General features: G+C 70.1%; 12 protein-coding genes. 8 read left to right on the plus strand and 4 right to left on the minus strand.

Features of this window, described 5'->3' with window-relative positions:
- Positions 1 to 115: 115 nt before the first annotated feature.
- On the minus strand, positions 116 to 2803 hold the full coding sequence (locus MRBLMI13_RS00295) for a phosphoenolpyruvate carboxylase (protein WP_367821235.1): 2688 nt from the start codon (positions 2801 to 2803) through the stop codon (positions 116 to 118).
- An 86-nt stretch (positions 2804 to 2889) separates the two neighbouring features.
- Here MRBLMI13_RS00295 and MRBLMI13_RS00300 point away from each other — a divergent pair, with 86 nt between their 5' ends.
- From MRBLMI13_RS00300 to MRBLMI13_RS00315, 4 genes are all read left to right on the plus strand, one after another.
- The gene (locus MRBLMI13_RS00300) at positions 2890 to 4056 is read left to right on the plus strand and encodes a Na+/H+ antiporter NhaA (RefSeq protein WP_367821233.1); all 1167 of its coding nucleotides are present in this window, start codon (positions 2890 to 2892) and stop codon (positions 4054 to 4056) included.
- Between the two features lie 34 nt (positions 4057 to 4090).
- Entirely contained in the window at positions 4091 to 4768 is a 678-nt protein-coding gene (locus MRBLMI13_RS00305; RefSeq protein WP_367821355.1) for a MazG family protein, read from the plus strand.
- Between the two features lie 65 nt (positions 4769 to 4833).
- Entirely contained in the window at positions 4834 to 6084 is a 1251-nt protein-coding gene (locus MRBLMI13_RS00310) for a histidine--tRNA ligase (RefSeq protein ID WP_367821353.1), read from the plus strand.
- A gap of 181 nt (positions 6085 to 6265) precedes the next feature.
- Positions 6266 to 7078: an SGNH/GDSL hydrolase family protein gene (locus MRBLMI13_RS00315; protein WP_367821231.1), complete on the plus strand. Its 813-nt coding sequence runs from the start codon at positions 6266 to 6268 to the stop codon at positions 7076 to 7078.
- Here MRBLMI13_RS00315 and MRBLMI13_RS00320 read toward each other — a convergent pair.
- Positions 7047 to 7571, minus strand: a complete 525-nt coding sequence (locus MRBLMI13_RS00320; RefSeq protein WP_367821230.1) for a VOC family protein — start codon at positions 7569 to 7571, stop codon at positions 7047 to 7049. The genes MRBLMI13_RS00315 and MRBLMI13_RS00320 overlap by 32 nt on opposite strands.
- A gap of 102 nt (positions 7572 to 7673) precedes the next feature.
- Here MRBLMI13_RS00320 and MRBLMI13_RS00325 point away from each other — a divergent pair, with 102 nt between their 5' ends.
- Positions 7674 to 7907: a hypothetical protein gene (locus MRBLMI13_RS00325; protein WP_042542076.1), complete on the plus strand. Its 234-nt coding sequence runs from the start codon at positions 7674 to 7676 to the stop codon at positions 7905 to 7907.
- Between the two features lie 2 nt (positions 7908 to 7909).
- Positions 7910 to 8713 carry an AraC family transcriptional regulator gene (locus tag MRBLMI13_RS00330; RefSeq protein ID WP_367821228.1) on the plus strand — a complete coding sequence of 268 codons (804 nt, stop codon included), beginning with the start codon at positions 7910 to 7912 and terminating at the stop codon, positions 8711 to 8713.
- Positions 8714 to 8736: 23 nt separating this feature from the next.
- Here the strand turns inward: MRBLMI13_RS00330 and MRBLMI13_RS00335 are convergent, their stop codons facing one another.
- The gene (locus tag MRBLMI13_RS00335; RefSeq protein ID WP_367821226.1) at positions 8737 to 9963 is read right to left on the minus strand and encodes an APC family permease; all 1227 of its coding nucleotides are present in this window, start codon (positions 9961 to 9963) and stop codon (positions 8737 to 8739) included.
- Between the two features lie 49 nt (positions 9964 to 10012).
- On the minus strand, positions 10013 to 10483 hold the full coding sequence (locus MRBLMI13_RS00340) for a PaaI family thioesterase (RefSeq protein WP_042542073.1): 471 nt from the start codon (positions 10481 to 10483) through the stop codon (positions 10013 to 10015).
- A gap of 99 nt (positions 10484 to 10582) precedes the next feature.
- Here MRBLMI13_RS00340 and MRBLMI13_RS00345 point away from each other — a divergent pair, with 99 nt between their 5' ends.
- Together MRBLMI13_RS00345 and MRBLMI13_RS00350 are read left to right on the plus strand one after the other, a co-directional pair.
- Complete coding sequence (locus MRBLMI13_RS00345) at positions 10583 to 10933, plus strand: GntR family transcriptional regulator (protein ID WP_079112493.1); 351 nt, start codon at positions 10583 to 10585, stop codon at positions 10931 to 10933.
- Positions 10930 to 11949, plus strand: a complete 1020-nt coding sequence (locus tag MRBLMI13_RS00350; RefSeq protein ID WP_367821223.1) for a DUF1648 domain-containing protein — start codon at positions 10930 to 10932, stop codon at positions 11947 to 11949. The genes MRBLMI13_RS00345 and MRBLMI13_RS00350 overlap by 4 nt, the downstream gene beginning before the upstream one ends.
- The last annotated feature ends 26 nt before the right edge of the window (positions 11950 to 11975 follow it).

The following is an 11975-nucleotide window of genomic DNA, read 5'->3' on the forward strand; positions in this document are numbered from 1 at the left end:
TGCGATCGTGTCGCGTGAGGGTACGCCGGATCGGGCGGAGTTTTCACTCTAGCGGGCACGCCGATGTGAGGACCTTCGCACCGGCATGCGCTCGTTCAGGCGCGATGGGCGTCGATCACCCGGTGTTCTGCAGACCGGCCGCGACGCCGCTGACCGAGAGCAGCAGCAGGCGCTTCTGCTCGTCGTCGGCTCCGGATCCGGTCGCCTCACCGGGGTCGCGCAGGGCGCGCAGTGCGCGCAGCTGCAGCAGCGACAGCGCGTCGACGTACGGCGTGCGCAACTGCACCGCGCGCTGCAGGATCGGCTTGTTCTCGAGCAGCCCGACGCCACCGGTGAGGCGGATGACCCATTCGCGGGTGAGCGCGAGCTCGTCCAGCACGAGCTGGGCGAGATCGTCGCGGTCACCGAGTGCGAGGTACTGGCGGGCGATGCGCTCGTCGGTCTTCGCGAGGCTCATGGCGACGTTGTCGATCATGGTGCGCAGCAGCGGCCAATCGCGGTAGGCCTCGATGAGTCGTGCATCGTCGCCGACGGCGGCGAGAGCCGTGCCGAGGCCGAACCAGCCGGCCAGGTTGATGCGGGCCTGGGTCCAGGCGAACACCCACGGGATGGCACGCAGGTCTTCGAGCGACTCGACCGACAGCCCCCGCCTGGCGGGACGCGAGCCCAGGGCGAGCAGACCGATCTCCTCCAGAGGAGTCACCGTGGCGAACCAGGGAGCGAAGCCCTCGGCCTTCACGAGCGAGAAGAACCGCTCGCGTGACGAGGCGTCCATGACGGCGGCGATGTCGGAGAAACGCGCCGCGGCGTCGCTCGTGTGCTTCTCGACGCTCGGCGAGGACGCGAGCAGGGTCGCCGCGGCGACCTGGTCGATGTGCCGCATGGCGATGGCCGGCTCGCCGTAACGGGCGAAGATGACCTCGCCCTGCTCGGTCAGCTTGAAGCGCCCGTCGACCGAGTGCGGCGGCTGCGCGAGGATCGCCGAGTTGGCCGGTCCGCCGCCGCGTCCGAGGGCGCCGCCGCGTCCGTGGAACAGCGTCAGCTCGATGTCCGACTCCTGTGCCCACTGCGCGATCTTCTCCTGCGCCTCGTACAGCGCGAGGTTGGCGGCGACCGGGCCGACGTCCTTCGACGAGTCCGAGTAGCCGAGCATGACCTCGAGTCGGTTCCCGGTCGCTGCGAGGCGAGCCTGGAACTCGGGGAAGGTCACCGCCTCGGCGAGGATGCCGGGAGCCGCCTGGAGGTCGGCGAAGGTCTCGAACAGGGGCACGACGTCGAGCACGGGCGCATCGTCGCCGAGCGCGTGCGCCGCGAGCCTGTGGACGTTCGCGAGGTCGGAAGCGGCCTGCGTGAACGACACGACGTAACGACCGGCGGCACGGAGTCCGCGGTCGCGCTGGATCTCGGCGATCGCGCGGAAGACCTCGAGCACCTCTTCGGTCTGCGTGCTGATCGCCTCGCCGCTCTCGAGCTCTGCGAGGGCCTTCGCGTGCACCTGCGAGTGCTGGCGCACCTCGAGCTCGGTGAGGTGGAAGCCGTACGTCTCCACCTGCCAGATCAGGTGCTGCACGCCTCCGAAGGCGTGGCGCTTCGCACCCGCATCCGACAGCGACGACTGCACCACGCGAAGGTCTTCGAGCAGCTCCTCCGGGCGGGCATACCCCTCCTCGTCGCCGTGCCTGGTGGCTGCGACGCGATGTGCCAGGGCGAGCAGCACCCGTCGGTGGGGCTCGCCGGGGGAGCGGGCGGCCAGTTCGTGCGCGACCCGCGGCTCGGCGGCCGCGAACGAATCCCAGAGCGCCGAGACGGCGTCACTCGGGGGAGTGTCCTCGGCGCTCAGGGTGAGCGTGCGGCCGATGCGCTCGAGCGCGCGCTCGAGACCGCGCAGCACATGGTCGGAGGCGATCTGCGACGCCTCTCGGGTCACGGATGCCGTCACGAACGGGTTGCCGTCGCGGTCGCCGCCGACCCAGGAGCCGATGCGCACGAAGGCCGGGACGACCGGTGCACTCGAGCCGGAGTCGTCACCGCGCAGTGCGTCGTCGATGCGGCGATACACGTGCGGCACGGTGGTGAAGAGCGTCTCGTCGAACACGCCCATGGCCGTGCGCACCTCGTCGGTCGGCGACGGCTTCTCGGCTCGCAGCGGTGCCGTGCGCCAGAGGGTGTCGATCTCCTCCAGCATCCGACGCCGGGCGCGGTGCTCCTCGGACCCGCCCTCGCTCGCCGCGTCGTGCTGCGTGAGTAGATCGGAGAGGCGGCGGATGCTCGACGACACGGCGCGACGGCGCGCCTCGGTCGGGTGGGCGGTGAACACCGGGTGGAAGCGGAGGCCCTCGAGACGACGGCGAGCCTCGTCATCGCCGACCTCGGTCTTCAGCCGCGCGTACGCGGTGGCGACCGTGTCTGCGGCATCCTCGCGACCGGGCTGGCCGGCGCGCTCGCGCAGAACCCGCACGCGCTGGTGCTCCTCGGCGAGATTGACGAGGTGGAAGTAGCAGGTGAACGCGCGGGCGACCTCGTCGGCGCGTGCGATCGTGAACGACTCGGCGATCGCCGCAGCGCGGTCGAAGGCGTCGGACGTCTCCTCGTCATAGGCCTGGATCGTCGCCAGTCGCAGTCGCTCCACGTCCTCGAAGAGGTCGTCACCACCCGACTCGCGCAGAACCTGGCCGAGAAGGGCGCCGAGCATTCTCACATCGGTGCGCATGGCATCAGGAATGCCGCGGCCTGCTTCGAAACGGCCGATGATGCGGATGGCCGAGGTGTCAGTGGGCTCGGGGAAGGCGTGTTCGGGGGTCACCGTTCGAGAGTATCCCGGCTCGGGGCCGTGCTCTGAACGCATGACGATGTGAGACGCGCGAGGCAGCCGCAACTACCATGGGGGCGATGCGCATCTCCGCGAACCCCCTCCGTGGTCAGCAGTTCCCCGCTGTCCTCCTGCTCGTCGCGGCAGGACTGGGCATCCTGCTGGCGAACCTCCCTTCGCACGATGCGCTCGCCGCAGTCCTCGACTTCCATATCGCGATCCCCGGCACCGTCCTCGACCTCTCGGTCGAGCACTGGGTGTCCGACGGGCTGCTCGCGGTGTTCTTCCTCGTCGTGGCGATCGAGCTGCGGCATGAGCTGACCCACGGTGAGCTCGACTCGCCGAGCAAGGCCGTGCAGCCGGCCATCGCCGCCGCTGGTGGTGTGCTGGTGCCGATCGCCGTCTATCTCCTCATCGCGGGCGACTCGGCGACCGCGACCGGTTGGCCCATCCCGACCGCGACCGACATCGCCTTCGCGCTCGGCGTCCTCGCCATGTTCGGCCGGGGGCTTCCGTCGAACGTCCGGGTGTTCCTGCTCGCGCTGGCGATCCTCGACGACATCATCGGCATCATCTTCATCGCCGTGCTGTTCGCGCACGATGTGCAGTGGCTCTTCCTCGCGCTCGCCGTCGCCGCCGTCGTCGCCTTCTGGCTGCTCAGCAGGCTGCTGCATGCCAAGGGGCATCCGGCGGTCGCCGTCGCGATGGTCGTGGTCGGCATCGTCGCCTGGGGCCTGGTGGCGTCCTCGGGGATCCATGCCACGATCGCGGGCGTGATGCTCGGGCTCGTGATGTCGCCCGTTCCCGCCGCACGCACCCGACACGCTCTCGAGCCGACGGTGAACGGCGCGATCCTGCCGATCTTCGCGTTCGTCGCCGCCTTCGTGGTGATCCCCGCGCTCTCGCCGACAGAACTGTCGCCCGCCTTCTGGGGAATCGCCGTCGCACTGCCCGTCGGCAAGATCATCGGCATCTCCCTGTTCGGGTGGCTGGCGATGCGGATCCGCCCCCGGGGCGCGGCGCCCGCCCTGCCGTTCGCCGACCTCGTCGCCGCCGGCGCACTCGGCGGCATCGGCTTCACCGTCTCGCTGCTGCTGGCGAACCTCGCCTTCGCGACCGATGCGGGCATCCGCGACCAGGCGATCCTGGGCGTGCTCGTCGGCTCGCTCGTGGCGCTCGTGCTGTCGGGGATCATCGTCTCGCTGCGTGCACGCGCGTACCGACGCCAGGGCGTCGTGACATCGTGATCACGAGGCAGGGACGAAGAGAGCAGGCACGGTGATGTCCGAGGAAGGGCCAGTGAGCGCAGAGTCGCACCGCGACCCGCTGCGCGCCGCCGCCGAGACGATGCGCGAGGTGCGAGAGCGCTGCGTCTGGTCGCAGCAGATCACCCACCGCGATCTCGTGCCGTACCTCATCGAGGAGTCGCACGAGGTGATCGACGCCGTCGAGAACGGCACGAGAGACGATCTGCGCGAAGAACTCGGCGACCTGCTCTGGCAGGTGCTGTTCCACTCCGCGATCGCTGCGCAGGATGCGGACGACCCGTTCGACATCGATGATGTCGCCGCCACGCTGACCGAGAAGATGGTGCGGCGGCATCCTCATGTCTTCGCCGGAGAGGTCGCGACGACGCCCGAGGAGGTCCTCCTGCACTGGAACGCCGCGAAAGCGGCGGAGAAGCGCACGAGACGGAGCGTCCTCGACGGGATCCCGCGCGGGATGCCGGCGCTCGCCCTGGCGCAGAAGATCGTCGGTCGGGCGGCGGGGGCCGGTGTCGTCGCCGGGGCGGATGCGGCGTCAGGTGACGCGAGGCCGTCCTCGGAGACCGAGCTGGGCGACGCTCTGCTCGCCCTCGTCGCGGTCGCCCGCGCCGAGGGCTGGGATGCGGAACGGGCACTGCGAGAACGGCTCAGAGCGGTCGAGGCCGAGGTCCGCGAGGCGGAATCGGGGGCCTGAGGCCGCAGGCCGCCCCGCCGACCTGGAAAGATGGAGGCGTGGCTACTGTGAACCCGCCGCGCGGAATGCGCGACATCCTCCCCGCCGACAAGGCCCGCCGCGAGCGAGTCCTCGCCGTCATCCGCGATCGATACCGCTCGCATGGCTTCGACGAGATCGAGACCCCCGCGCTCGAGGAGTACTCGCGACTGCACGCCGGCATCGGCGGAGACAACGAGAAGCTCGCATACAACGTGCTGCGACGCGGCCTCGACGCCGAGGCGATCCGTGACGCCGCCGGCGATCAGAGCGCGTTGGCAGACCTGGGTCTGCGCTACGACCTCACGGTTCCCCTCGCGCGCTTCTATGCGAGCAACCGCGGGCAGCTCCCCGGTGTGTTCCGCGCCATCCAGATCGGGCCGGTCTGGCGCGCCGAGCGCCCCCAGAAGGGCCGCTACCGCCAGTTCGTGCAGTGCGACATCGACATCATCGGCGACGACTCCTCGCGCGCAGAGGCCGAACTCATGGTCGCCTCGCTCGACGCGGTCGACGCGCTGGGCCTCGAAGGAGCGACCGTTCGCATCAATGATCGACGTGCGCTCGACTGGATGCTCGGCAGCTTCGGCTTCACCGGCGACGAGCGCCCCGGCGTTCTGATCACGATCGACAAGCTCGACAAGATCGGTCCGGACGGCGTCGCCGCCGAACTGCGCGAGCGCGGCTCGGCAGCAGCGGCGGTCGACGCGTTCGAGGCGTTCCTCCTTCGTCCGCAGACCATGGAGTACAACCCGTTCGGCGAGCGGCAGATCCGCAAGGCGCTCCCCGAGAACGCTCCGGAGGAGATCGTCGGACACCTCGTCGGCATCGGCGAGGCCGTCGCCGCGGGGCGAGGCGCGACCGACATCCCGCTGGTCTTCGACCCGTTCCTCGTGCGCGGCATGGGCTACTACACCGGCACGATCTTCGAGCTCGCGCATCCGTCTGTGTCGTACTCGCTCGGCGGCGGCGGCCGCTACGACGGCATGATCGGGCGGTTCCTCGGTCAGCAGGTCCCGGCCGTGGGCTTCTCCCTCGGCTTCGAGAGGCTCGTCGATCTCGTGACGGCGGGAGCGGATGCCGGCGAACGCGCCGTCGTGCTCATCCACGACTCCGACGTGCCGGTCGCCGAGCTCGTCACGCACAAGGCGGGGCTCGTGGCATCCGGGGCCAGGGTCAGGCTCGAGCGGCGCACGAAGAACGTGAAGGCACTGCTCGAGCGCTCGGCCGCCGACGGATACACCGAGTTCGCGACCGTCTCGGCGGGCGCCGCCGAGCTGGAGCTCAAGCCGCTGGCCTGAGGCGCGGCTCCTCCTTCGCATTCCGGGCACGGCGTTCGAACTCTGGGTCCGTCTGCAGGAAGACCGCGCGGGATGCAGGGGCAGACGGCTGGTTTCGTCCTGCGGACGTGCCCCGGTCCTGCAGACGGACACTGCGGACGCCGTTCACTCGGTGTTCACGCGGGTCGGATCGAATCAGGGCATGAGTCGACAGTACTTCGTCGCCTTCGCCGCGATCGGTGCCGCGTCGGTCTCGGCCGCCGTCGGCATCCGGTTCGTGCTCACGCGTCAGGCGGCGATCGCGCGTCGGCGCATCGGCAAACCGCTCGGCGAGCAGTCGATCGATGCTGATCGCGTCTGGCGCCGTGCGCTCGACGGCGATCCTGTGCAGCTTCTCGTGCTGGGCGACTCGGTGGCGGCGGGTCTCGGCGCCGAGCGCCGCAAGGAGACGCTCGGCGGACGGCTCGCGAAAGGAATGGCACGGCGGATGCGGCGGCCCGTGCGCCTGCGCACCGCCGCGGTCGTCGGTGCGGAGTCGCCCGATCTCGCCGCTCAGCTCGCGGGTCTGCCCGATGGCTACGCACCGCACGTGGCTGTGATCGTGGTCGGAGGCAATGACGTCACCCACCGCCTCCCGATCGCCGTCTCCACACAGCACTTACGCGACACGATCCTGCACCTGCGCCGCCAGGGCACCGAGGTCGTCGTCGGCACATGCCCCGACCTCGGCGCTCTGCGCCCCGTGCCACAGCCGCTGCGGAGGCTGATCTCGAGCGTGTCGCGCAGGCTGGCAGAAGCGCAGGCCGAGACCGCACGCTCGGCCGGGGCGCGGTCCGTCGATCTCCGCCGAGCCGTGGGCCCGATGTTCTTCGACGATCCCGATGCCATGTTCAGCCTGGATCGCTTCCATCCGAGCCCGCTCGGCTACCGGCGCACGGCCGAGGTGCTGCTCCCCGCCGCGTGCCTCGCGGCGGAGGCGGCTCTCAGCTCGCGTCGTCAGACGGTGCCGCGCTGAACGACGCGGCCCAGTCGGCGACGCGACGCGCGCTCTCGTCGTCCGAGAGGTCTTCGACGCGGGTCATCACCGACCACCTCACGCCGAAGGGGTCGCGGATGCTCGCGAATCGGTCGCCCGAGACGAAGGCAGACGGAGCTTCGCGCACGGTGGCTCCCGCGGCGACTGCCCGCTCGACCACGGCGTCGACGTCCGAGACGTAGAGGCCCATCGAGTAGCAGTCGTCGTCACCCGACGGCGCGGGAACCAGGTGATACTCGGGGCTCGGTTCGCCCAGCTGCAGGCGACCGAGGCCGAAGTCGAGATCGGCGTGGGCGACGACGCCCCCGAACTCCGTGACGTCGACGACGCGGGCGCCGAAGACGTCTCGGTAGAAGTCGATCGCCTCTCTGGCTCCGGCGATCGCGAGGAACGGAGTGAGCGAGGTCGCGCTGTGCGGGCGGCCGTCGGTGGTGTGGTCGCCGGTCACGCCGGTCGTGTTCTCGGTGGTCATGCGTTCACGGTACGGAGCCCTCGGGGGTGTGCGCTTGAACATCGACGACAGACTGCGGAGCGCGTCCTCTGCGCGTGGCGCGAGGGTCGTAGGGTCGAAGACATGGATGTCGAATACCTCGGACCGACGGTGTCCGCGATGTGGCTGACCGTGGCGATCCTCGCCGGCGGGTTCGCCCGAACGCGGAACAGGTCTGCGCTCGCATGGTTCGTGCTGACCGTGTTCCTCGGGCCGATCGCGGCGTTCCTGCTCGTGGTGTGGCCGTCTGCCGACCCGGTCCCGGCGCCGGCCCCGCGTGTCGCGGGGCCTCCCACAGCTCGTCCGAGCGACGAATAGACATGCGTCCGACGCGTGGAGTGCTCTACCCGGCCCGGCTGCCCGAGTTCCATCGGCTGCCGCCCGCGGCGGGCGCGCGGGATCTCGCCGTGTGGTTCTGGATCCCGGAGTGGTCGATAGAGCCCGGCCGGTCATCGCGGCAGGAGATCGTCGGCTACCCGGCGCTCAACCTCGTGGTCGAGCAGGGCGTGGTCACTCTGTCGGGCGCGACGACACGGGCATCGCATCGCGACCTGCGCGGAACCAGCTGGGCGGTCGGCGCACTGTTGCGGCCAGCGGCTGTGGCAGCGCTCGTCGACGACCCGGCTGCGCTCGTCGACACCGAGGCGATCATCGACGCGCCTGACCTGGCGGATGCGATCGGTGCCGCCATGAGCACAGGGGAGGGGCGCCGCGAACGCGCCGTCGCGGTCTTCTCCGACTGGCTCGTGCGCCGGGTCGGGGCTGTCGACGAATCCGCACGGCACGCGAACGCGCTCGTCGACGTGCTCATGGGTGATGATGCCGCCGACAGCGTCGAAGAGGCGGCGATGCGCCTGGCCGTGTCGGTGCGCACACTGCAGCGGATGGCCCACCGACACGTGGGCGTCTCACCGGCGGCGATGATCCGCCGGCGTCGCCTTCAGGAGGCCGCCGAGCGGCTGCGCCTCGATCCGGGGATCGAGCTGTCGGGCCTCGCGGCAGACCTCGGATACGCCGATCACGCGCACCTCACACGTGACTTCCGCAGCATCCTCGGCATGGCCCCTCGCACCTACCGTGCAGGAGCGTCCGAGCAGTCCCCGGACGAGACTGCGCGCATGTGATCACCGCGACAGCGCGCATGTGATCACCGCGACGGTCTGAGGCGAGTCATCCGGTAGAGCACGCCGACGAGCACGACCGCGGTTCCGATCGCCGAGGCCACGACGGGCAGCGTGTTCACGAGCAGCAGGCAGCCCAGAGCTCCGATGACCTGCAACGCGCGGGGATAGCGGCGAGCAGCCGCCTGCTGTCGGAACGCCGCGGCATTCGCGATGAGGTAGTACAGCAGCACCCCGAACGAGGAGAACCCGATCGCGTCGCGAAGGTCGGCGATGACCACGATCCCGACGATGATCAGCGCGATCGTGATCTCGGCACGACGCGGCACCTGCCAGCGCTCGTCGACCTTCGCGAGGAACCGCGGCAGGTCCTGCTCGCGGGCCATGGCCAGGGTCGTCCGCCCGATGCCGGTGAGCAGCGCGAGCAGAGCGCCGAGCGAGGCCGCCGCCGCCGCGATGCGGATGACCGGAGCGAGAGCCTGCCACCCGGTGGACGCTGCGACATCGGCCAGAGGCGTCGTGCTCGTCGCCGCGTCGCCACCGAGGACGAGGACGACCGTGATCGCGACGAGCGTGTAGACGACGACCGCACCGCCCAGCGCGAGGGCGATGGCGCGCGGGATCGTCCGGGCAGGGTCGACGACCTCTTCGCCCATGGTCGCGATGCGCGCGTACCCTGCGAACGCGAAGAAGAGCAGTCCTGCGCCCTGCAGCACGCCGTACGCGCTGGCATCGGGAAGAGGGGCGGGGGTCGCCGTAGACGATCCGCCGAGTCCGGTCGCGACGACGAGCGCGAGCCCCAGCAGGGAGCACGCGACGAGCACCCGGGTGACGAGCGCGGTTCGCGTGACGCCGAAGCAGTTGACGGCTGCGAGCGCGACGACTGCTGCCACGGCCACCGGTACCTGCCAGCCCTCGGGTGCCGCGTAGGCGGCGAAGGTCATGGCCATCGCGGCGCAGCTCGCGATCTTGCCGATCACGAAGCTCCAGCCGGCCACGAAACCCCACCACGGACCGATCTCTGCCCTGGCGTACGCATAGGTGCCGCCGGCAACGGGGTGCGCTGCGGCGAGCTGTGCCGACGCGGTGGCGTTGCAGTAGGCGACGATCGCGGCGATCGCCAGGGCGATCAGGATGCCGCTGCCGGCGACGCCCATCGCGGGCGCCCACACCGAGAACACGCCCGCACCGATCATCGAGCCGAGTCCGATGGCGACGGCGTCGCCGAGTCTCAGGCGGCGTGCGAGGGGCATCCCGTCATCGTGTCATGCGAGGGTGAATTCGCGGTGACTTCCTCGCTGCTCAGCCGCGAGCCGCGGTCACACGCTTCTTCTCGCGGATGTACACCTCGCGTCGCACTTTCGCGACGACATCGCCGTCGCGGTCGGTGATCACGGTCTCGAACCACTCGAGCACCTTCGTGCCGCCGTGCGCGCGCTCGCGGATCTCCTCGACCCGCTCCCTGCTGACCTCGAACTCGGCGGTGAGGATCCCGCGGCCGGGCTTGAGGAACTCGATCTCGCCGCGGGTGTCCCACACCACGTAGTCGCGTCCGAGCTGGTGCATCACGAGCATGAAGAAGTACGGGTCGGTCATCGCAGACATCGAGCCGCCGAACGCCGTCTTGACGTAGTTGCGTGTGAAGACGTTCACATGCAGCTCGACGGTCGCGTGGGTCCAGTCCTCGCTGAATCGGCGGATGCGGATGCCGCTGAAGAGATTGGGTATCCACAGGCTCATGCCGATGGCGAGGCGTCGGGGAGTGATGCGCATGAAGTCAGTGTGGATGATGCCGGGATCGCCACAAAGATCACTGGAGGGTTCGAACAGTTGTTATAGTTTGTGTAGAACTAGTAGAAGAGAGGAGGCGGGATGCTGATCCGCATAGATCCCGACAGTGCTCGGCCGCTCTTCGATCAGGTGGCGGCGTCCGTCCGCGCCGACGTCCTCGCCGGGCGGCTCACGCCGGGCGACCGACTCCCCTCCGCCCGCGAGCTCGCGGATGCGCTCGAGATCAACCTGCATACGGTGCTCCGCGCCTACCAGCAGCTGCGAGACGAAGGACTGATCGATCTGCGACGGGGCAGGGGAGCCGTCGTGTCCCCGGCCGCCGCCCCACTCGCCGAGCTCTCCCACGACATCGCCGCCCTCGTGGCCCGTGCGGCGTCGCTCGGCCTCTCGCCCCCCACCCTGGCCGCCCTCATCAAGGAGACCGAAGCATGACCGCCGAGATCCGCCGAGCCCGCACCGCGTTCTGGTGGGTGGGGGTGATCGTCCCCGCGGCCCTGATCGCGCTCGCCGCAGTCGTCGTCGTCGCCTGGCTGCCCGAGATCCCCGATCCGGCCGCGGTCCACTGGGGCCTCGACGGGGTCGACGGCTTCGGGCCGCGGTGGACGCCATTGGCGTTGCTCATCGGTCTGGGCGGCGGGACGATCGTGCTGTTCGCGATCATCGCCCTGTTCTCGCACAGACTGCCCGCGCACGGTGCATCGACGTCGAGTGCACCACCGCAGTGGTCGACGACCGCCCGTCTGCTCGGAGCCGCAAGCCTCGGCATCGCGGGCATGATGTCGATGCTCGCCGTCGTCTCGACCGCCGCTCAGCGCGGCCTTTCGGATGCGGCCGAGGCCGCCGACATCACGCCGTGGGTCCCGGTCTTCTTCGTGGTCTCAGCCGGGCTGGCCGCCGCCGGGTGGTTCCTGCAGCCGAAGGTGCAGTTCGCGCCCGCAGCATCCGAGCCACCGGCGGAGCCCCTGCCGCTCGCCGATCATGAACGCGCCGTATGGATGAAGACCGTCGGCATCGCCCGGAGCGGTCAGGTGGTCCTGGGGATCGGCGTCTTCCTCACGATCGCGATGAGCGTGCTGCTCCTTGCACGGGGCGTGGCTGCCGGATGGATCGTCGCGGTCATCGCGCTGATCCTCGTGATCCTCGTGGCGAGCGGTCTCTCGTTCCGGGTCCGCGCGAGCGCCGCGGGTCTCCGGGTGCGCTCGGCAGCGGGTTGGCCACGACTCGAGATCCCCGCCACGGAGATCGCGAGCACCCGGGCGGTTCAGGTCAACCCCTTCGCGGAGTTCGGAGGCTGGGGCTACCGCTTCGGCACGGACGGGCGGCGAGGATTCGTCCTGCGCACCGGAGAGGCCCTCGAAGTCACTCGCACCGACGGCCGCGTCTTCGTCGTCACCGTCGACGACGCGGCCACTGCGGCATCCGTCCTGGCCTCGGCCGCATCCCGATGACCACGCCCCTCGGCGAACCCGAACAG

It is taken from the genome of Microbacterium sp. LMI13-1-1.1, from assembly GCF_040815625.1.
GTDB lineage: Bacteria > Actinomycetota > Actinomycetes > Actinomycetales > Microbacteriaceae > Microbacterium > Microbacterium forte.